Genomic DNA, 21524 nt, shown 5'->3' with positions numbered 1-21524 from the left:
CCATGGCGACGCCGGATTACTGGGTTGCCCGTTGCCATATTGTGGCCAATACCCCGGCAGCCAGACAGTGGGAGGAAGAAGCCGATGAGGCCGTCGTTTCCGTAGCGGTACTGGCCGCATCAGAAGATGAGGTGCGTGCGCTTCTTCAAACCCGGCTCCAGGAAGAAGGCTTGAGCCTTCTGAAGCTGGAGTCAGTGCAAACGCTTTTACAACGCTTTCGGCACCAGGGAATGTCGCAGACGCTGGTGGAACTGGCCCATGCGACGTCATCCAAACAGCCGGTGGTGTACGGCGAGATGCTGCCCCTCATCGCCGAGCCGGAGCCTGTTGCGCCCGGGCCTTACATTGCCCCCATGACTTATAGCGAAACCTCATGGCAGGCATTGCTGAGTGCCAACCAGCCGCCCCTATGGGCAGTGGTGGACGGGGTGAACTGTCGCGAGGTGCAGGCACGCTTGGCTCAAACCGATGCGCAGCATACGTGCCTGTACGCTTCTACCAATACCACGACTCAGGCCAATGCCCCCTGGCTTGTGCGTATTGAAGCCGACAGCGACATTCGCACCTGGCTGGAAAACCTGCCCCAGGATCAGCACTGGGGCGTGCTGTTTCACTCCCACGCCACGCTTAAGCAACTGCGCACGCACCTTCGCAAGTTCACCATGCTCTGGACGCCCGCCAACGACCAGGCCCCGGTGTATTTCCGCTTCTACGACCCCCGTGTAGCCCTGGATATGACCCAGGCGCTCGAGCCCTGGAAGCTGGCGGCCTTTATGGCGCCGCTGGAAGCCGTCTTTATTCCTGCTTCCCCGCTGATGGTGTTTCCGGCTGAGTTAACGTTAATCCCCTCCATCGCGCTGGAGACGCCCGCTCAGCAGGTACAGGGTCGATTGCTGACGATCTCGCTCAGCGAAGGCGCCCGTGACGCGCGAGGGCGGGGGCGGCAGTTTGCCATCGGTCAGGAAGAGTTTGCGCGATTTGGTGGCTTGATGCAGCAACGGGCTCAGGCGGCCCTGGCACTCTCGATGACCCCACAGTATCCCCAGAAAACGGCCCAGCAGTTGCTGTCTACCGTTCACGCCGCGGTGCAGTTGGGGCAGCGTTATGGCCTCGCCTCAAAAAAACAGACCCGCACCCTGGCGAAGTGCGTGATCGCGTTTGGCGACACCTTTCCCACTCATCAAACCGAAGCACAGCAAATACTTGAAAACCCCACCATGGCCGCCTGGCGCAAGCGTGACCGCCTGGAAGCCTGGTTTCCCCGCGGGCGTATTCAGCAGGCTCTGCTGGCGAAATATTCCGACAAGGAAAGTGATATGCAACACGACAATTTTCGGCCCATCGTTAGCGGGGAGTGGTCATGAGTTATCAGCCGACTTACGAGGATGCTCTCTATCTGCTGAATGAAGAGTGGGAGGCGTTTGGTAACGCCGCTGACGGCACGTTGCGCTCACTTTATCGGTCACACCAAAATGGTGAGCCAATAGATGAGGTGGCTGTAGCAGACCGCGTTTATCAAGTCTATCTCGACAGTGGTGCAGAACCATTGACCGAAAGCCCTATTTCATCATCTAGCGATGGTTCTATGGAGAAGAGTGGCCCGGATACGGCATTTGCCGAACCTTGTGTTCAATGCCGACAGGATGATGGATGCTGTCTCAAAGCAGGAAGCGTTAGCGACAAAGAGGATAGTTCACGCAGGGTTGAATGGCCCGCTGTTGACGGAGCAATGACACTGCTCGTCGTCGCAAGGCCTCAAGGAAATGCTGTTACAGGCCAGTTAATGGCTAATGTAGAAGTCCTGTGGGAAGGTGAAACGAGTTGCCAAAACGGCCGCACGGACGATGTTCCCTGTATAGGGGCCTATGTAAACTCTGGTGGTGCTGGCGGACTTGGTGATGGGATACAAAAGCTTACCGATCAAAAGGTAGATGTTCCTATTATTTACAACCAGCCGACTCAGTTGGCGGGAAGCCTTAACGATTTTATTCCCTTCGATATCACACTGGGCTTTGTTGCCTTTGATGCGGTCATTGGCAACCGTATTTTGAGCGATCAAGGCGGAGAGGCCAACTTTCTACCGATGCAATGTTTGCCTGGCAAGGATATCAGCCACTCCCTGAAGGTCATTGCTTATCCTTACATGAAGTTAGAAGGTGACGTTACCTTGGCAGTAGAAACCGTCCTCATGACGAGTGAGGTGTCAGCGAAAGTATCCGCAACGGGGACGCTTTCGGGGCAGTACGGTCGGCATACACTGGAGTGGTCAAGAAGCGCCGAAGCCTCCGGTGGTGAACCCAAAAGCATCCCACGCCAAAACGATGCGCCTGGCCTCATCGGCATTATGGTCGACACCATACAGAAGATTAACCGCTACTTTTCTCTGGGGGCGCCCAGTGAAACGGTCGAGTACGATCGCTCCTCTATTGGCTCTGGCGTCATCATCAGTAAATCGTTGTCGTTTAAACCTTCGGGGTTCGAGTTAGTGCCGGAGCCAAACAGCCCAGATCTACAGCTTAATATCGGTAGTATGGAATCGGTTCTCAGCCTGGGAGTGACCGGCAGAATCGACTTGATTGAAGTGATTGCCTCAATTGCCCTAACCCCCGCAGGTGCCAATCGAATTCAGGACGCACGTGCTCGCATAAAAGCCGGCGAGAAAGTAAACGCGACTATCGAAGGTTATCTTCAGTTGAGTGCCACAGGATCGTTGCAGCATACCTTGGGCAAGGACGGTATGGTTTCCTACCGCATTCCGGCCTCTGGTGAGGGCATGGGATTTAACGCCCACGATGTAACCAGCGATTTCAGAGGAACATTGCAAATTCTCGGCCTGGCCGAAATAAAGCTCCATGTCGAAGGCAGTGTGTTTATGGTGAGAGCACAAGCGGGCGTGCGCGGTTCTATCCATACCTCTTGGATGTGGGAGGTAGAGAACAACGACGAAGGCCAGCGGATGAAACGCTATACCTTTGAAGGCGTTAGAGTCAGTGGGGAGGCTTACGCAGAAGTTTCGGTGGGCGGGCGGCGTGGTGGGGATGGATTGGGCTATAAGGAAGGTGGGAGCCTTGATTTAGTAAAGGGAGAAGAGAAAGAGAGTCTTTCAGAACAAGTGGACTCTTCGATTGCCGCTTCTAATACGAATGCAGCCAGAATGTCCAATTCAGCGCGAGAAAAAGCATCAGATACAGATAAAATAGCCGAGTTTGAAGGAGATGAAGGTGATGGAAAGACAATTTGGGAAGGGGAAGTTGGGTCGTGGGTGCCTTTTTAAAGGCTTTCGGAGTTGGGGCCTTTTTTTATGCTTATTTCTGTTTCAGGAGCTAGCCATGGCGCAGCCAATTGATCGCCAGTACTGGGTAAATATTCACACTCAAGGTGCAGCGTGGACGTTAAGAATTAATGATTTACATGTACAGTCTCATAGTACGACTGAGCAATACTCTATTTCATATCCTATTAGCGTTAATTTAAAAGAAGGCGCCAATACGGTTTCATTCATTTATGCGCCGATACTGGGAGATGACTCAACGGGAGAGTCAAAGCGTGACCCTGAAACGGGTGAGTTAATGCAGGGGCCTAAAGAAAGCTTTTGGGTCAACGTCACCATTGAGGCTATTAATACACAGACCCAAGCGAAGGAGGGGATTCATACGTTGCAGCTACGCTACGATATGGAGACGGGTGAGTTGATAGATTTTCCCAAAAACCCTGCCAACGTTATCGGCGAGACGACACATCAGAGCGAACACTTGCGTACTCGCGGGGAGTTTCAGGTGAACTCACCGGATCGCCTGGTAGTTAGTAATGGGGAGAGCATAGAAGCCGAACGTGTCGATATGAACTTCCGTTTGCTGGATACCATTCCCGATTTTCACTGGGTGAACGATGCCACGCCACTGCAAGATACCCCTCGGTTACGCCACGAGTTACGCCAAGCCTATGAACGTCTGCATCGCCTATTTGAAGAAGGTAATACAGACGCGATAGTATGCGAATTTGAGCCGGTTTGGGATCGGGCTGGTTTGCTGATGGCCGGAGGAAAGAGCGCCAAGGATTACATTGAATCACTGCCTGTTGGCTCACAACTAGTTGGACTGCATCAGGAGCCGAATGGCCCAGTTTTACAACCATTGGACATTGCAGATGATCCAGCAGACGATAGTTTAGAGTTTATGGGAGATGGGCGCCTTGTGCGTATTTTACCCAGTCCGATTTATTGGTCTTATCCCGGGAAGCCAGATAAAGAAGAAACAGCTATCCCTATGTTGTTTTATCGTACATCAGCAGGCGAGTGGCGTATTGCAACGGTGGCTTCATGAAGCCTGTTGCGCGCAAAGGTGACCTCCACAGTTGCCCCATCCCCGGTCACGGCACCACCGAAATCGTCTTCGGTTCGCCCTCTCACGTAGAGGGCCAGCCCGTGGCGCGGGTGGGGGATAAAACCGGCTGCGGCGCTACAATCATTCAGGGCTCGAGTAGCTCCCATCACGATGGCCGCCCAACAGCATATCTTGGCTGCAAGACGGATCATGGCGGTGAAATTGTCACCGCCTCGAGTAGTGCTAAGGTCGAGCCCTAAACCGCGTGTAGGACAGCTGCTGAGTCCGCGCTTCCCTAGGCAGGCGGCTACGGCAGTATCGCCATCCCCAGGATTGGCCACGAGGTCATCGTTTCCTTCCTGGAAGGCGACCCGGATCAGCCGTTGGCCACTGGGCGTACCTGTCACGCGGATAATCTTTCACCGTACCCATTTCCCGAGCATAAAACCCGTACTGGCATTAAAACGCAGACCCATCAGGGCAAAGGGTTTAACGAACTCTGTTTCGAAGACCAGGTGGGGGAAGAGTTCATCTACATGCATGCCCAGGAAAACATGGAGCTGCATGTTCTGAACTCCCGCCAGAGGCGGGTAGAGTTCGATGACATCGCGACCATTGGCAATAATTCCCGCTTGTTGGTCGCCAAGGACCGCATCGAAACCATTGACGGCAATCGCGATGTCACCGTGCACACCAACCACACTGAACAGATTGATGGAGAGCGCGGGTTAAAGGTTGGGGGTAGCTATCAAACCCGTGCCAATGGCGATATTACCTTCAAGGCGGACGGGGAGCTTATGGCGCGTGTCAAAGAGCAATGTCTGCTGGCCGCAGCATGTCAAAACCTCAAGAAGATCGCGCAGGCGCGTTGGCGCTGGCTTTTTTACGTCACCTGAGGGCTCATATGGCTTATCAGCGGGCGCGTGAAGAGGCAACCAAAACAATGGACCAGCTTCGTTCCGCGGTCGGCCTTGGGCGTTTTATCTGATGGATGATTGACGCGCTTTTTAGTGTAAAAAAAGCCAGCCTCAACGAGGCTGGCTAGCGGTTTTCAATGACTTCCCAGCCGTATTACTTCACTACCGGGCAACGCTCGCGGCGCAGTGACTTCATTAGTGTGTCATCGACGTCCAGGTGGCCTTGAACAATGCTGGCGGGTGTCAGCGCCAGCCATTGATTCAGTGAGACATCGCGGTAGTCGCCCTTGTTGAATACGTTGAGAACATACACTGGCTCGTCACCGATATTCTCAATGTAGTGCGCCAGGTTCTTCGGCACATAGCCGACGTCGCCGGGGCCGTAGTTAAAAGTACGCGCATTGCTGACAGCATTGAACACGGTCATGCGCGCCTGGCCAGACAGGTAGTACTGAATTTCATCAGCATCCGGGTGCCAGTGAATTTCTCGCATGCCGCCGGGCTCAAGCTTAATCATCAACATCGCCATGGTCGTGACGTCGAAACTTTTCGAATCGATGATTTTGGTCGCGCCGCCTTGCCATGTGTTTTCAGGAATATCGCCTCCCCGGAACACATATTTGCCTGTCATGTTACCAGCGCCGAGCTCTTCGCGAACCTGCTCAATGGGCGCTGGCTGTGGCTGACGGAAAATATACTTTTCAGACGGCGGGATGTTGTCGAAGGCACTTTCCGGAACACCGAAGTTCTTGGCCAGCACCTCTTTCGGCATATGTGCGAAGAGCTCTGTGACGAGCAGTGTCTCGTTTTCGGAGAAGTTACCGTCATTGAAGATCAGCACGAATTCGGTACCTTCTTCAAGACCCTGAATGGCATGTGGAACGCCTGCGGGGGCAAACCAGAGATCACCTGGCCCGAGATCTTCAACCAGCGTTTGACGGTTTTCGTCAACCAGGTAGAAACGCACGCGGCCTTCCGTTACATAGGCCCATTCGGCTTCTTTATGCCAATGGAGCTCACGAATAACACCAGGGCCAAGGCGCATATTAACGATAGCGAGTTCTTCCAAAGCCGGGCACTCGCGCAGCGTCACTTCCCGCGCCCAGCCGCCGTCTTCAAGACGGTTATGAGCCATGGCGAACGGAAACTTCAGGTTCGGGATCCCGGCATTGTCGGTTTCTGGAGGCAGGAAGATATCTGGGTTCATTTTATCCAGAACAACATTACGTGGGCCTGGGTCGTCAGCGCCCTGGGTTCCGCGAATGGGCTGAGGTACGTCTTTATCAGTCATGGCTTTGCTCCTGTATTTACTTACAACGTATTGGTCAATGTAGTTATTGTTACAGTTGAAGTGGATAACAGCCGGGTGATGCTATTCAGAAATTAAACGAACTCCTCACTCTCCTTCGCGCTATATAACCGTACGGCCAGAGCATCAAACTCCAGGTTCGATATGTCTGCTTTAGAAACGTTATCATTGAACTTTAAAGATAAAGTGGTGTGCTATTTTTCGGTGTTGGGTTCCGGATGATCAAATGAGCTATAGGAGTTATCCTTTGCTGGCAGCCAGAGAGCTTCTACAGCAATTCATCCGGGAGCAGGTTCATGGACATCAAGCTGCATAAGCAGGCGACCACGACACCGAAAATCCGTGCCGAGATCCAGGCAGCACCCGCCAGCATCACGGATAGCGAGTTGGCCCGTCAGTATGGCGTATCCGACTCGACCATACGCCGCTGGCGATACCGCGACGATGTCCATGACCGGCCGCATACACGCCACAACCTGCTGGCCACGCTCACTACCGAGCAGGAAGACGTGCTGATCGCCGCCCGCGAATTCCTTCGTCTCGGCCTGGATGACCTCCTCGTCGTGGCACGTGAGTTCCTGAATCCTCGGTTGTCACGCTCCGGCTTGCACCGCATGCTCAAGCGGCGTGAGGTGCCAACGCTGGCGAACCTGGCACGGCAGGATGCCGGCGATGACGCGAGACCTCGGCACAAGCCGTTCAAGGACTACGAGCCCGGGTACGTGCATATCGACATCAAGCACCTGCCCCAGATGCCTGACGAGCAGCAGAAACGCTACCTGTACGTGGCCATCGATCGGGCAACGCGCTGGGTGTATCTGGAAGTCAGACACAGCCAGTCCGCGAAGGATGCACGGGCGTTCATGAAGCGAGTGGAAGAGAAGAGCCCCTTCAAGATTCAGACAGTGCTGACCGACAACGGTAAGTCCTTCACGGATCGCTTCACAAGGGCCGGTGAACGTAAGCCTAGCGGCCGCCACCCGTTCGACCAGGAGTGCCAGGCCCATGGTATCGACCATCGCCTGATCAAGCCGGGAAGGCCGCAGACGAACGGTATGGTAGAACGGTTCAACGGCCGCATCAGCGACGTGCTGGCCACTCGACGGTATACCTCAGGCGAGGACCTGGAACAGACGCTAAAGCGGTACTGTTGGCTGTACAATCACCATATCCCGCAGAAGGCGCTGCATCATCAATCACCGATCGCGGCGATGAAGGAGTGGCAGGCCAAGCGACCTGAGTTATTTACCAAACGGGTTGTCAATCACGCGGGACCCGACACTTAGGCACCTGCAAGTCCACTGCCAACCATATCTAGCGGCTTAATAGTCTTGTCGAAGAGTTCGGCACTAACCTTGCCTGAAGCCAAGGCAGCATCACGCAGGCTTGTGCCGTCCGCGATTGCCTTTTCGGCTATGTGCGCTGCATTTTGATAACCGATCACGGGCGATAGAGCCGTTACTAGCATCACACTTCCTGCGACGTATTCTTTGATTTTCTTCTCGTTCAGTTCCGTGCCTTCCACAGAAAACTCACAAAATCTACCGCATCCATCGGCGATAATCCGGGCAGAATGCAAAAAGTTATTGATGATCACAGGCCGCATGGCGTTAAGTTCGAAGTTGCCTTGGCTGCCAGCGACGGAAACAGCTGTATCGTTGCCCATTACCTGGATAGCAATCATGACGATTGCTTCGCACTGGGTTGGATTAACCTTTCCAGGCATGATAGAAGAGCCAGGTTCGTTGGACGGCAAGGTGAGTTCGGCGAAGCCGCAACGCGGTCCAGAAGCCAGCCAGCGCATGTCGTTGGCAATCTTCATTAACGCTACTGCAAGCCCACGAAGTGCTGCATGTGCTCGGACCATTGCATCCAACGAGCCTTGTGCGGTGAACTTGTTAGGTGCTGTAATGAAAGGCTTGAAAGTCAGTTCGGCGATTTTTGCAGCAACGTCGACGGCAAAGCCTTTAGGCGCATTCAGGCCAGTGCCAACGGCCGTTCCACCGACAGCCAGCTCGTAGAGCCCCGAGCGGCTGGCCTCAATGTCAGCAATTGCTGCTCTAATCTGCCCGGCCCAACCGTGCCATTCCTGGCCAACCGTTAAAGGGACAGCATCTTCCAGGTGCGTACGTCCAATTTTTACTACGTCCATCCAGCGGTTGGCTTTGCTCTCAATCGTCTCCACAAGCTTTGTTACTTGGGGCAACAGTACCTCATCAATCGCGAATACTGAGGCGATGTGCATGGCGGTAGGAAATGTATCGTTTGACGACTGGCCCATATTGACGTCGTCGTTTGGAGCAACGGGTTGCTGAGAACCGATGCTACCGCCAAGAAGCTGAATTGCCCGGTTCGAAAGTACCTCATTAACATTCATGTTCGACTGAGTACCAGATCCTGTCTGCCAGACATACAGCGGGAAGTGGGCGTCGAGCTTACCGGTGATCGCCTCATCAGCGGCATGAATGATTGCGTCGCGCTTAGTGTCAGACAATCGACCAGCCGCCGCATTTACCATAGCGCATGCCTTTTTCACGTATCCATAGGCGTGATATACCTCTTTTGGCATTAAATCATCACCAATATTAAAGTGAATCAGCGAGCGCTGAGTCTGGGCACCCCAGTAACGATCCGCCGGCACGTCGACACTTCCCATAGAATCGAATTCAGAACGTGTGCCGTCGGCCTCAATGCCAATGGGGAGATCACGTAAGGCATCTGCTTGATTATTCGTCGTCATAGCTTATTATCCTGTATACAAAGATATAAAAGCGTAGCTGTCGTTGGAATGGGGGGAGACGCTGATGGCGTCATTGAAATATCGTCAGCGACAATGAACTGACAGCCTGCCCCCTATGTGAAGGTAGACTGTCAGTTCGCACTACTTTAATCAGCTTCCACAGGGTTATAGACTGGCCACCACTGAGCCTCACGTACGGCTTCCACAGGGTCCGAAAGATCCTTGGCGCGCACCAGCCCTTGACTCTGAGCAACCCGAATTACTTCCACAGCGACTGCACTGGATGTGGTGCGCAGCTCTGCATTCGATGGTAGAAGCGAAGCGCCGGGCTTATCTTCAGGACCTTGGCCCGCGACCGCTTGCGCGGCAGCAAAAATCATTTCATCCGTAATCTTGGCCACGCGTCCAACAATGACGCCAAAGCCCAACCCAGGATAGAGAGCTGCATTATTAGCCTGGCCAATGACATAGTTGACACCCTTGTACTGCACGTCATCGAAGGGAGCGCCGGTGGCGACAAGTACCTTGCCGTCTGTCCACTCTATGAGATGAGCAGGAGTTGCTTCATGCAGTAAGGTGGGATTAGAAAGCGGAAAGATGATGGGCCTCTCAACATTGGACGCCATGTCACGGACGATGCTTTCGGTAAATCGGCCTGGGGTCGTCGACGTTCCAATAAGGATAGTTGGCTTCACTTCGGAGACTACCGCCGCAAGGTCGATAATTCCGCTAGCGGCAGCGCGTGCTGCGCGTAGAGCCTCCATTGCAGGCCAGCGACTTTCGTCGGCCGGAATTGGCTCACAGGGTGTGCGTTTCCAATTAGTGACTTCATCAAGGGGCCGCGCATATGGACGCTGGAAATCAAGTAGGCCGTCCGTCATGTCGTCAGTAAGCAAGCCAGGAAGGTCCACCAACCAAATTTTACGAGTCGCCTCTTCTTTAGATACTCCGTGGCGAACCATTTGGTCCCGAATCTGATCTGCAATGCCGCACCCTGCTGTACCAGACCCTACGACTACAACGCGTTGTTCATTCCAGGGGTTTCCTGTGCGTTCTACCGCGTTTAGTAGACCTGCGAGTACGATTGCGCCCGTACCCTGCATGTCATCATTGAACGTTGGCAGCTTATCTCGATGACGCGCCAGAATGCGGCGTGCATTGGTGGAACCGAAGTCTTCCCAGTGCAACATTGCTTTAGGGAACAACTTATGCGCTGCGGCCGCATAGGCGTCCACAAAATCATCATACTGCTTGCCTCGTATACGACCATGGCGGTACCCAACATACTGGGGGGCATTCAACAATTTCTCATTGTCAGTCCCTACATCCAGTATCACCGGCACCACTCGGTGCGGATCTACGCCAGCAGCTGCAGTGTAAACAGCCAACTTACCAATAGAAATATCGATGCCGTTGGCCCCCCAATCACCGATACCAAGGATTTCCTCGGCATCAGATGCCACAAGCAAATCAATGTCATTCGCGCCTGCACCGAAGGCCGCAAGTTTCTCCTCGATTTTTTCTGGCTCATTGATTGAAAGGAAGATCCCACGTGGCCGGTGCATGATCTCACTAAAGTTCTCAATTGCCTCACCAACGATAGGGTCATAGACGATGGGAAGCATTTCCATCATATGACGTTGAAGGAGAGCATAAAATATTGTCACGTTGTCATCATGGAGATCCCACATATATATATGTTTTGCGAGATCAGTAGGTGCCGCGCTATAGGCCGCATAAGCGCGGATGAGTTGCGGTTCAAGTTCAGTAGTAATAATTGGGGGAAGCAGCCCGTTAAGACCAAGTGCGTCACGCTCACTCTGACTAAACGATGTTCCCTTATTTAAAGATGGGTCGCGAAGTACTGCGTACCCACGTGCTGCTGTTGTAATGCGCGTGCGACCAGAGCTATCTTTCGATATGTTGGCTTGCCTGCTAAACATTATAACTCTCCGTTTAATCGTTGCGACCCATCGTCGCTTTTTTCGCCAAAAGCCTGTAGTACAGGCGTTATTAGTTACCCATTATCTGATCTTGATAGTTCTTGTGATAGTTCTTGTAATGGTTGTTGCTCATGAATAACTTCTTTTTAAACTGCTTAAGGGGTCATTAATGATGCTTATCAATGTAGATTGGCTTATGAAAAAAAAACAATATAAAAGTTAGGATGATTTGACGCTTTTTATGGATAGGTATGAGAGAAACAAATAAGCCTTTAATATTAATATTGTTTTATAAAAAATATTGCTTATTTATTTTTAAAGTGATGGATGCAGCTTCTAAGTGAGCAACAAAACAGTCATCATGGAGTGGGTGGCGGAGCCCCGTGGTGCTTCGCCATCAGTTCGCTCATCATCTCAACACTGGAAGCGGCTCAGCCGGACTTATACCGCCGTGGTCTTTTATTACTGGCACCGGTTAAAAGCCGTCCGCGCTTGGGCGAGGCGTTGGATGCGAGTGGTAAGGCATTGCGCTATTGGCTAGGCGGTCAGGTAGTCGCTATGACGGTAACGGGCGTACTGGTGGGTATCAGCATGTGGCTGCTGGGCGTGCCAGCGCCATTAGGGCTGGGACTAGTTGCCGGTCTTCTGGACTTTGTACCGTTGGTCGGCCCCATTGCCGCCGCTATTCCTGCCCTGCTGTTGGCGTATACGGTCAGCCCTGAGACGGCGCTCTTCGTACTGATGGCTTACGTTATTATTCAGCAGATTGAAGGTAATATTTTGCAGCCTTTGGTGCAGCAGCGTGCCGTCAGCCTGCCACCGGCGCTATTGTTGTTTGCGCTCCTTGCAAGCAGCACGTTGTTTGGCTTACCTGGCGTTATTTTGGCCGCACCCTTGGCGGTTGTTTTATTCGTAATGGTGAATCGTCTCTATGTGGCGCATGAAGACGACGATAAAAAGAGCCGTAATTCTTCGTTAGCCCTGTAACGATTAGCCATAAATGATTTACCCCCTGTTGGCTGGGCGGTAAGCTTATAACGATTATCCACATCGACCAGAGCGCCTGTCTATCCACGGGCGCTTTTGGCGTTACCTATAGGTGAATTTATGTCGACGACGGCTGCCGCGACTCCGGCCAGTTATCGGGTACCACTACTGGCGACTGCGGCGATTGTATTAGGAGCGCTAATGATTGGCGTCATATTTGGCGCTAATACCGGTTTGCTAATGATTGTAGGCGGTCTGCTGGGCATGGTGTTGTATCACGCTGCCTTTGGGTTTACCTCTGCCTGGCGCGTGTTTATTACCGAGCGCCGCGGCCGCGGGCTGCGTGCGCAAATGGTGATGCTGGCCATTGCCGTGGTGCTGTTTTTCCCAGCGCTGGGTGCCGGTACATTGTTTGGTACGCCGGTGAGTGGTTTTGTCTCCCCTATCGGCATTTCCGTGCTGGTGGGCGCGTTTCTTTTCGGGATTGGTATGCAGTTGGGCGGCGGGTGCGCTTCAGGCACGCTGTTTACGGCGGGTGGCGGTAATGCCCGTATGTTGATTACGCTTGTCTTCTTTATCATCGGTTCGGTAATTGGCTCGGCGCATTTTGCGTGGTGGCAGCGTTTGCCAGCGTTTGAGCCGATATCGTTGATTGATGTTGCAGGTACGACGGGCGGTATCGCCATCAGCCTGGTACTGTTTGTGGCGATTGCGGTGTTTACGCTCGTGATGGAAAAGCGTCGTCATGGCCAACTTGAACAGGTACCCATGGTTGAGAAACCCGCTACTCTGCGTTGGTTAAGTGGGCCTTGGCCGTTATTGGCGGGTGCCGTGGTCTTGGCGCTGCTGAATTTCGCAACGCTTGCGCTAGCTGGTCGCCCATGGGGCATTACGTCGGCCTTCGCGCTTTGGGGGGCCAAGGTATATGAATTGTTCGGCGGTAGCGTAACGGGTTGGGGATATTGGCAGGCGCCAGGTAATGCGGCAGCGCTTGAAGCTAGCGTGTGGAGTGATATGACGACGGTCATGAACGTCGGTATTATGTTGGGCGCTTTAATGGCTGCACATTTGGCCGGTCGGTTTGCGCCTAATTTTAGAATCCCTCTGCGCTCGGTGGTGGCTGCGGTAATTGGTGGCTTAATGCTGGGTTATGGCGCGCGCCTGGCGTTTGGTTGCAACATCGGTGCTTACTTCAGTGGTATCGCCTCGGGTAGCTTGCACGGTTGGGTGTGGTTGGTGGCTGCCTTTGCGGGCAATATTGTCGGTGTGAAGCTGCGTCCGTTGTTCTTTACCGGTGAAGTAGGGCGCCAGCCAACGGCAAAAACCTGCTAATTATAACGTATTGATTTTCAGCTGCCCCGGCAAATGTCGGGGCATTTTTTTGGCTAGAGAAGTATGACTGTGCCACCTTTGTCGTAGTGACATGGTACATTATGTCGATAAACCGTAAACGCTTGAAATTGCTGCGATGCAGCGGTAATGGAAAAGAAGAGAGCCCCTATGACGACGAGTAAGCGCCCCTTATATATTCCTTACGCCGGTCCTTCCTTACTTGAAATGCCGCTATTGAACAAAGGCAGCGCGTTTACTCAAGAGGAGCGTTTGGCGTTTAACTTGATTGGTTTGCTGCCGCAAAATGTCGAAACCATTGATGATCAGCTAGAGCGCGCTTATCGGCAGTACCAGCAGTGCAATAGCGATCTTGAGCGCCATATTTATTTGCGCGCCATTCAAGACGACAACGAAACGCTCTACTTCCGCTTGGTATCTGAGCATCTTGAAGAGATGCTGCCGATCATCTATACGCCAACCGTTGGCCAGGCATGTCAGGAATTTTCCAATATTTATCGCAATCACCGGGGCTTGTTTATCGGCTACCAGGACCGCGATCATCTGGACGATATTCTGCGCAGCGCCACTAAGGATAACGTTAAAGTTATCGTAGTCACTGACGGCGAACGTATTTTGGGGCTGGGTGACCAGGGGATCGGTGGTATGGGGATTCCCATTGGTAAGCTGGCGCTTTATACCGCCTGTGGCGGTATTAGTCCGGCCCATACGCTACCCATCGTGATTGATGTGGGCACTAATAATCAGGCGCTGCTGGATGATCCCATGTACATGGGCTGGCGCCATAAACGCGTGGGCCAGGAAGAGTACAACGCCTTTATGGCAGCGTTCATCTCAGCGCTGAAGCGCCGCTGGCCGAATGTTTTGCTGCAGTTTGAAGATTTTGCCCAAGCCAACGCCGTACCGCTGCTTGAGCGCTATCGCAACGAGTTGTGCTGCTTTAACGATGATGTTCAGGGCACGGCATCCGTTGTTGTGGGAACGCTCATGGCAGCCTGTCAGGCGCGTGAAGAAAGCATTGCCCAGCAACGCGTGGTGTTCGTTGGCGGTGGTTCAGCCGGTTGTGGTATCGCCGAGCAGGTCGTGGTGGCCATGGAGGCCGAAGGTCTCTCCGAACATGAAGCGCGTGCGCGTATTTTTGTTGTCGACCGCGAAGGCTTGATGACGACGGATCAAGAGTGGCAGCGCGATTTTCAGCGTCGTTTGGCCCACGATCCTGCGCTGGTCGCGGATTGGAATGGCCAAGGGTTGGAAGAAACCATTGCCCAGATGAAGCCGACTATTCTGGTCGGTGTTTGCGGTCAGCGTGGGATATTCACCGAGCAAGTGGTTAAAACCATGCATGCAGGCTGCGAGCACCCGGTGATTATGCCGCTCTCTAATCCAACGTCTCAGGCAGAAGCTGTTCCTGACGATGTGATCCGCTGGACCGACGGCCAAGCACTGGTCGCCACCGGTAGTCCGTTTACTCCTGTGGTATATAACGGGCGCACATACCCCATTGCCCAGTGCAACAACGCGTATATCTTCCCGGGCATCGGGTTGGGCGTCATTGCTTCGAATGCAAATCGGGTGACCGATGAGATGTTGATGAGCGCGTCTCGTGCGCTGGCGCGTGAAGCACCCATCGTTAAAGAGGGTAAAGGTGCGCTGTTACCGCCGCTTTCGCGTATTCGTGAAATCAGCCAGTCGATTGCCTTTGAAGTAGCCGCCACTGCTCAGCATAACGGCGTTGCGCTAACGACCAGCGGCACCAAACTGCGCGAAGACATCGAGAAAGCAAGCTGGTCACCTGAGTATCGTACCTATCGCCGCCGCGCCGTTTAAACGAGCGCTCATAAAAAACCCCCACCGAGGTGGGGGCATACAAGCATTGGTAGGTATTACTTATGCGGCGCCGATCATTTTGCGCAGCACGTAGTGAAGGATACCACCATGACGGTAGTAAGCCAGCTCATTGACCGTATCAATTCGACACTTGGCATCAACGGTATGCTCTTTTTCACCGGTTTTAATCACTACCTGCACCGTTTTGCCGGGGCTTAAATCACTTAGTCCCGCAATGGATATCTCTTCATCGCCGGTTAATCCCAGCGTTTCGCGGGTTTCACCTTCCGGGAACTGCAGCGGCACCACGCCCATGCCGATCAGGTTGGAGCGGTGAATACGCTCAAAGGATTCCGCGAGAACCGCGCGAACGCCTAGCAAGCGTGTACCTTTGGCTGCCCAGTCACGCGAAGAGCCGGTGCCATACTCTTTACCAGCAATAACGACCAGCGGTGTGCCAGCCTCCTGGTATTTCATGGCGGCATCGTAAATCGCCATTTGCTCGCCACTGGGAACATAGCGCGTTTCGCCGCCGACCACGCCGTCCAGCATCTCGTTTTTGATACGTACGTTGGCAAAGGTGCCGCGCATCATGACCTCATGATTCCCCCGGCGCGAGCCGTAGGAGTTAAAGTCGACCGGCTTAACGCCATGTTCTTGCAGGTAGCGGCCTGCGGGGCTATCCGGTTTGATCGCGCCTGCGGGGGAAATATGGTCAGTGGTCACCGAGTCGCCCAACATGGCCAGAACGCGGGCATTGCTGACGTCCTCGATCGCATCTGGTTCGCGTCCCATGCCTTCAAAGAAGGGTGGGTGCTGGATGTAAGTAGATTCGGGCCATTGGTAGACCTGACTTTCAGGAACGTCAATTGCCTGCCAGGTTTCATCGCCTTTAAATACCTCACCGTACTCTTTACGGAACATATCGGTATTTACTTTCTCGACGGCCTCGGCAATTTCGGCTTGAGAGGGCCAGATATCCTTTAGATAAACCGGGTTGCCGTCACTGTCCTGGCCGAGTGGCTCCTGGGTTAAATCACGCTGTACATTGCCCGCCAGCGCATAAGCGACGACCAAGGGGGGAGAGGCAAGCCAGTTGGTTTTGACCAGCGGATGAACACGGCCTTCAAAGTTACGGTTGCCTGAAAGGACCGAGGCAACGGTTAAATCTCCCTGGTTTACCGCTTTCTCAATCGCTTCAGGCAGTGGGCCTGAGTTGCCGATGCATGTCGTGCAGCCATAACCCACCAGGTTAAAGCCCAGCGCATTCAAATCCTCGTTCAAGTTGGCCGCGGCCAGGTAGTCGGTGACGACCTTGGAGCCAGGCGCCAGCGAGGTTTTCACCCAGGGCTTGGTGGTTAGGCCTTTTTCACGCGCTTTGCGCGCCAGCAGGCCTGCAGCCATCATCACGCTGGGGTTGGACGTATTGGTGCATGAGGTGATGGCAGCAATGACCACCGCGCCTGGGTCCAGGCTGAAATCCTGGTCGTCAATGGTGACTTTCTGGCTGGAGGCGTGCTTGAAGTCCCCCTCAAGGCTGCGCTCAATGCCCACGGCTGTCTGGCCGCCTTCTGAGTCGAACTTGCCTTTTTCCGCGTTGGGCTGTGCCTTGGCATCCTCCTGCATGACTTTATTAAAGGCGGCGGCCATGTCTTTTAAGGCAACGCGATCCTGCGGGCGTTTAGGGCCAGCGAGACTGGCTTCCACTTCGGTCATATCAAGGTGCAGGGCATCAGTGAACACCGGCTCATCGCCCGGCTCACGCCATAAGCCCTGCATTTTGCTATAGGCTTCTACTAGCGCAATCTGGTCATCTTCGCGCCCGGTTAAGCGCATATAGTTTAGCGTTTCGTCATCGACCGGGAAGAAGCCGCAGGTAGCGCCGTATTCCGGGGCCATATTGGCAATGGTGGCGCGGTCAGCAAGCGGCAGGTCTTTTAGGCCATCGCCGTAGAATTCGACAAACTTACCCACAACCCCTTTTTTGCGCAGCATCTCCGTCACAGTGAGCACCAGGTCGGTGGCGGTAATGCCTTCTCGCAGTTTGCCGGTCAGTTTGAAGCCGATAACTTCTGGAATCAGCATGGAGACTGGCTGGCCGAGCATGGCCGCTTCCGCCTCAATACCGCCCACGCCCCAGCCTAGCACGCCCAGGCCGTTGATCATGGTGGTGTGGGAATCGGTGCCCACGAGGGTATCCGGGTAGGCAAATGTGGTGCCGTCCTCTTCCTTGGTCCACACGCTTCGGCCCAGGTACTCAAGGTTTACCTGATGGCAAATGCCGGTGCCGGGCGGCACCACGCTGAAGTTATTAAAGGCCTGTTGGCCCCAGCGCAGAAACTCATAACGCTCACGGTTGCGCTGCATTTCAATTTCGACGTTCTCTTCAAACGCTGTCGCGTTACCAAACTTGTCGACCATGACCGAGTGGTCAATCACCAGGTCAACCGGAGAAAGAGGATTGATGCGGGCCGGGTCTTCACCCAGTTTTTCTACCGCTGCGCGCATGGAGGCCAAATCGACCACGCCGGGTACGCCGGTAAAATCCTGCATTAATACGCGCGCCGGGCGATAGCCGATTTCACGACTGGATTTGCCCTCTTTCTGCCAATCGACAAGGGCTTGCATATCGTCTTTTTCAACGCTTTCATCGTCGGCAAAGCGCAGTTGGTTTTCGAGTAAAATTTTGAGCGATTTGGGGAGTCGGTCAATGTTGCCAAGCGCATCGGCCGCCTTGGGAAGGCTGTAGTAGCGGTACTGCTTGCTACCTACTTCCAACGTTTGAAGCGTATCGGGTGTATTGCTCATGCCTTTCTCCTCTCATTGCGTTGCACGGTATGTCACGCCGCGAAACGGTCACAGTCTTCCTTTTTAGTATGGCTTACATAGTAGTAGGACATGGGTGTTTATAAAGGTTGATTCAAGGTGTCTTCGCCTAATAGTCAATACTTAACCTTGCAATAGCTTGTACTTGGCACCATTTCAGGCAAACTCTTTGCGACTTTATCAGCTAGACATTTACAAGGTGGTGTCATGGAAACGCGTCATGAACGTTTGATTATTCTTGGGTCCGGCCCGGCAGGTTATACAGCGGCCGTGTATGCAGCACGGGCTAACTTAAAGCCTTTGCTGATCACCGGAATGCAAGCGGGTGGCCAGTTAACCACCACGACAGACGTTGATAATTGGCCAGGCGATGCCCAAGGGGTACAAGGCCCTGAGCTGATGGAGCGGATGAAAGCGCACGCCGAGCGCTTTAATACCGAGGTGCTGTTCGATCATATCAATGAAGTCAGCCTTGATGAAAAGCCGTTCATCCTCAAGGGTGACAGCGGTATTTACACCTGTGACGCGCTGATTGTGGCCACGGGCGCCAGTGCTCGCTATATCGGGCTACCGTCTGAGCAGCAGTTTATGGGCCAAGGTGTTTCAGCATGTGCCACCTGCGACGGGTTCTTCTACCGTAACCAGGAAGTCATTGTAGTGGGCGGCGGCAATACGGCCGTGGAAGAGGCGCTGTATCTCTCTAATATTGCGTCGAAAGTTACTCTGGTACATCGCCGCGACTCCCTTCGCGCGGAAAAGATCCTGCAAGACAAGCTGTTTGAAAAAGTCGAAGCAGGCACTATTGCGCTGGAGTGGTTCCAGGAAGTTGATGAAGTACTGGGCGACAACACTGGCGTTACCGGCGTACGGTTGAAATCAACACGGGATGGCACGGTAAAAGAAATCCAGGCGCCAGGCCTCTTTATTGCCATCGGGCATCACCCCAACACCGGGATGTTTGAAGGCCAACTGGTCATGAACGGCGGCTATATCAAGGTGAATTCAGGGCTTGAAGGAAATGCTACCGCCACCAGCGCGCCGGGTGTGTTCGCGTGTGGCGATGTGATGGATCACATCTATCGTCAGGCCATTACTTCGGCGGGCAGTGGCTGTATGGCCGCGCTGGATGCCGAGCGTTATCTGGACGGTATCGCCTAATTAAGCTGCTCAAGAAGGGAAAGCCGCCTGCCGCTAACAGCTGGCAGGCGGCTCTGCAATACGAGCCCGGCCAAGCGTACTGAGTACCAGGCTTGCTCCCTCAGTGCTGCTGTGTGTGCTGGCAGGGCAGATGGAGAACGTACTGTTAAACCCCGTGGCATGCCCGAGCGGGGTGTATTTGATCCGCGCATGACCGTTCTTGCTAACGTTAACGCCGTTGGTGGATGGAAACACCCGGATTATCTCGTCTTTATGGATGCCTCGGGTCTTGTCGGCGCTAACCACCATCAGTTCATTCCCCCAGTCACGCGCACAAGCGCTGCGGTCAGCCGTCGCGGGGCACAAGGTAATATCGCGGTGCTGAGTAATGGCGGTACTGCGGGCTAACGTGAGTGCGGTTTGTAATCGGTTCACTTCGCTGGTAACTGCAGTACGCTCACTCAGTGATTGAAGGCCGGGTATGCCCCAAGCCGCCAATATGCCTGCCAGAATCAGCACAATCAGCAGCTCAATGAGCGTAAACCCTTGAAGGTAGGTTGGATATTCGCTGTGCTTGTGCGTCATGCAGTCTTCCCTGTGACTTGACCTGCTCGGCCTCCTCGCTATGCTCACTGTCCGTATCCGGCCTGGGCCGGTCATCAAGTAAGCCAGAGTAGGCAATGCCTGTGAGCGATTTTCTAATTATTGGCGGCGGTGTGATCGGCATGCTGACCGCGTTGCAGTTAGCGGATGCCGGTCAACACGTCACTCTTGTTGAGCGCGGCATGTGTGGCAAAGAGGCCTCCTGGGCGGGTGGTGGCATTGTATCACCGCTCTATCCGTGGCGTTACGCACCGCCCATTTCGCAACTTTCTCGCTGGTCGGAAGGAGTTTACCCAACGCTTGCGCTACGTTTGCTGGAAGAAACCGGCATTGACCCTGAGTACCGTCAAAAGGGGTTGCTCTATTTAAATGTCGATGATGACGATAAAGCACTGCAGTGGGCGCGTCAGCTAGGCAAACCGCTGGTGCAGATTAACGCTGATTTCGTGCAACAAAAAGAACCCGATGTTGCCATTGCCCATGAAAATGCCTTGTGGATGCCAACCCTTGGCAGTGTGCGAAACCCACGGCTTGGCCAGGCGCTGCGCGCTAAATTACTCGCCATGCCCAATGTAACGCTACAGGAGCAGTGCGAGGTGCATGGCGTGATACGCCGTGGTGGCCAGGTGGTGGGTGTTAACACCTCGCAAGGCGTGGTGGAGGCGGGGCGGTTGGTCGTGTGTGGTGGTGCCTGGAGTGCAGGGCTTTTGGCTACGCTTGACGTGGCGTTACCCGTACGCCCAGTGAAAGGCCAGATGATCGCCTACCAGGCACCTGCCGGGCTTGTGCAGCGGGTCGTCTTGAAAGATGGTCGCTATGTAATTCCGCGTAGCGACGGTCTGCTGCTTGTCGGCTCCACCCTGGAAGACACCGGGTTTGATAAAGCTACCGATGAGGAGGCGCTGGCCTCGTTAAAGCAGAGCGCTGAGCGTATTGTTCCCTCGCTGGCGGACTGCCCGGTTGCTTATCACTGGGCAGGCCTGCGCCCCGGCTCACCCGATGGCATCCCGTTTATTGGCGCACTTCCAGAGCAGCCCAACGTCTACGTAAACGCCGGGCATTACCGCAATGGGCTCGTACTGGCGCCTGCTTCTACCCACTTGCTGGTGGACCAGCTGCTTGATCGGATGCCGTTGATTGACCCTACGCCCTACTTGCCGACGCAAGCACGGTTAAAGGGTTAAGCGCCGTCGTTTTTATCCTGTTGTTCTTGAAGATAACGGTCGCGATGGGCGCTGCAGCAGAACCACTGTTCGTGGTCGCGCAGTGCCTCGCTTTCCGGTACATGGACCTCACACCAGCGGCAGCGCACCATTTGGCCGCCTTCGTGGCGGTTCAAGGCATTGCGCTTTGCGTCGCGGTCGAGCTTGTGCTGCCGATACATGCCGTAAAGCTTTAGGCCTGCGTAAAACAGTACGGCGAAAATTATCAAGCGAATAATCAAAAGGTTCATCCTTGCCAGTCCTCCTAAACGGAGCCGAAAACGATCAATGCGCATGCGGGCTTTGCCAGCAGGCAGTCCTTGCGGGACAATGCATTGACGCAGGTAATAATGTTCCAAGG

The 21524-nt window shown here is 54.0% G+C and carries 17 protein-coding genes; 11 read left to right on the top strand and 6 right to left on the bottom strand.

Annotation, left to right across the window (positions count from 1 at the left end; genetic code table 11):
• Nucleotides 1–2: 2 nt before the first annotated feature.
• From ACT3TJ_RS12210 to ACT3TJ_RS12190, 5 genes are all read left to right on the top strand, one after another.
• Nucleotides 3–1364: a DUF4123 domain-containing protein gene (locus ACT3TJ_RS12210; RefSeq protein WP_444622220.1), complete on the top strand. Its 1362-nt coding sequence runs from the start codon at nucleotides 3–5 to the stop codon at nucleotides 1362–1364.
• Nucleotides 1361–3274 carry a hypothetical protein gene (locus ACT3TJ_RS12205; protein WP_444622219.1) on the top strand — a complete coding sequence of 638 codons (1914 nt, stop codon included), beginning with the start codon at nucleotides 1361–1363 and terminating at the stop codon, nucleotides 3272–3274. Before ACT3TJ_RS12210 ends, ACT3TJ_RS12205 begins: the two co-directional genes overlap by 4 nt.
• A 55-nt stretch (nucleotides 3275–3329) precedes the next feature.
• Nucleotides 3330–4322 carry a hypothetical protein gene (locus ACT3TJ_RS12200; protein WP_444622218.1) on the top strand — a complete coding sequence of 331 codons (993 nt, stop codon included), beginning with the start codon at nucleotides 3330–3332 and terminating at the stop codon, nucleotides 4320–4322.
• Entirely contained in the window at nucleotides 4319–4582 is a 264-nt protein-coding gene (locus ACT3TJ_RS12195; RefSeq protein WP_444622217.1) for a PAAR domain-containing protein, read from the top strand. The genes ACT3TJ_RS12200 and ACT3TJ_RS12195 overlap by 4 nt, the downstream gene beginning before the upstream one ends.
• A 123-nt stretch (nucleotides 4583–4705) precedes the next feature.
• Nucleotides 4706–5218: a bacteriophage T4 gp5 trimerisation domain-containing protein gene (locus ACT3TJ_RS12190; protein WP_444622216.1), complete on the top strand. Its 513-nt coding sequence runs from the start codon at nucleotides 4706–4708 to the stop codon at nucleotides 5216–5218.
• 175 nt (nucleotides 5219–5393) lie between these two features.
• On the opposite strand, the gene ACT3TJ_RS12185 is transcribed toward ACT3TJ_RS12190, so the two are convergent.
• Nucleotides 5394–6530: a cupin domain-containing protein gene (locus ACT3TJ_RS12185; protein ID WP_444622215.1), complete on the bottom strand. Its 1137-nt coding sequence runs from the start codon at nucleotides 6528–6530 to the stop codon at nucleotides 5394–5396.
• 314 nt (nucleotides 6531–6844) lie between these two features.
• On the opposite strand from ACT3TJ_RS12185, the gene ACT3TJ_RS12180 reads away from it, so the two are divergent.
• Nucleotides 6845–7834: an IS481 family transposase gene (locus tag ACT3TJ_RS12180; protein ID WP_444622214.1), complete on the top strand. Its 990-nt coding sequence runs from the start codon at nucleotides 6845–6847 to the stop codon at nucleotides 7832–7834.
• On the opposite strand, the gene fumC is transcribed toward ACT3TJ_RS12180, so the two are convergent.
• Both fumC and ACT3TJ_RS12170 read right to left on the bottom strand, forming a co-directional pair.
• Nucleotides 7831–9288 (bottom strand): class II fumarate hydratase, encoded by a 1458-nt coding sequence (gene fumC / locus ACT3TJ_RS12175; RefSeq protein WP_193054720.1) that lies wholly within the window; start codon nucleotides 9286–9288, stop codon nucleotides 7831–7833. The genes ACT3TJ_RS12180 and fumC overlap by 4 nt on opposite strands.
• 146 nt (nucleotides 9289–9434) lie before the next feature.
• Complete coding sequence (locus ACT3TJ_RS12170; protein WP_444665780.1) at nucleotides 9435–11231, bottom strand: NAD-dependent malic enzyme; 1797 nt, start codon at nucleotides 11229–11231, stop codon at nucleotides 9435–9437.
• A 327-nt stretch (nucleotides 11232–11558) separates the two neighbouring features.
• Between ACT3TJ_RS12170 and ACT3TJ_RS12165 the strand changes: the two genes are divergently transcribed.
• The 3 genes from ACT3TJ_RS12165 (at nucleotide 11559) to ACT3TJ_RS12155 (ending at nucleotide 15395) form a co-directional block, all read left to right on the top strand.
• Complete coding sequence (locus ACT3TJ_RS12165) at nucleotides 11559–12218, top strand: AI-2E family transporter (RefSeq protein WP_444622212.1); 660 nt, start codon at nucleotides 11559–11561, stop codon at nucleotides 12216–12218.
• 120 nt (nucleotides 12219–12338) lie between these two features.
• A complete protein-coding gene (locus tag ACT3TJ_RS12160) occupies nucleotides 12339–13550 on the top strand; it encodes a YeeE/YedE family protein (RefSeq protein ID WP_444622211.1) in 1212 nt (403 codons plus the stop codon).
• Between the two features lie 168 nt (nucleotides 13551–13718).
• Complete coding sequence (locus ACT3TJ_RS12155; RefSeq protein WP_444622210.1) at nucleotides 13719–15395, top strand: NAD-dependent malic enzyme; 1677 nt, start codon at nucleotides 13719–13721, stop codon at nucleotides 15393–15395.
• 60 nt (nucleotides 15396–15455) lie between these two features.
• Here the strand turns inward: ACT3TJ_RS12155 and acnA are convergent, their stop codons facing one another.
• Nucleotides 15456–18203 (bottom strand): aconitate hydratase AcnA, encoded by a 2748-nt coding sequence (gene acnA, locus ACT3TJ_RS12150; RefSeq protein WP_444622209.1) that lies wholly within the window; start codon nucleotides 18201–18203, stop codon nucleotides 15456–15458.
• A gap of 225 nt (nucleotides 18204–18428) precedes the next feature.
• Here acnA and trxB point away from each other — a divergent pair, with 225 nt between their 5' ends.
• On the top strand, nucleotides 18429–19379 hold the full coding sequence (gene trxB / locus ACT3TJ_RS12145) for a thioredoxin-disulfide reductase (protein ID WP_444622208.1): 951 nt from the start codon (nucleotides 18429–18431) through the stop codon (nucleotides 19377–19379).
• A 33-nt stretch (nucleotides 19380–19412) separates the two neighbouring features.
• Here the strand turns inward: trxB and ACT3TJ_RS12140 are convergent, their stop codons facing one another.
• Nucleotides 19413–19943 (bottom strand): GspH/FimT family pseudopilin, encoded by a 531-nt coding sequence (locus ACT3TJ_RS12140; protein ID WP_444622207.1) that lies wholly within the window; start codon nucleotides 19941–19943, stop codon nucleotides 19413–19415.
• Between the two features lie 101 nt (nucleotides 19944–20044).
• Here ACT3TJ_RS12140 and thiO point away from each other — a divergent pair, with 101 nt between their 5' ends.
• Nucleotides 20045–21145, top strand: a complete 1101-nt coding sequence (gene thiO / locus ACT3TJ_RS12135; RefSeq protein ID WP_444622206.1) for a glycine oxidase ThiO — start codon at nucleotides 20045–20047, stop codon at nucleotides 21143–21145.
• Here the strand turns inward: thiO and ACT3TJ_RS12130 are convergent.
• Nucleotides 21142–21414 (bottom strand): PP0621 family protein, encoded by a 273-nt coding sequence (locus ACT3TJ_RS12130; RefSeq protein WP_193054712.1) that lies wholly within the window; start codon nucleotides 21412–21414, stop codon nucleotides 21142–21144. The genes thiO and ACT3TJ_RS12130 overlap by 4 nt on opposite strands.
• Nucleotides 21415–21524: the final 110 nt, after the last annotated feature.

It is taken from the genome of Halomonas sp. AOP30-A1-24 (genome assembly GCF_052378165.1).
In the GTDB taxonomy this organism is placed as follows: domain Bacteria; phylum Pseudomonadota; class Gammaproteobacteria; order Pseudomonadales; family Halomonadaceae; genus Vreelandella; species Vreelandella citrativorans.
Note: the sequence above shows the minus strand (reverse complement) of the source record. Positions and strands in the feature narration are given on the sequence as shown.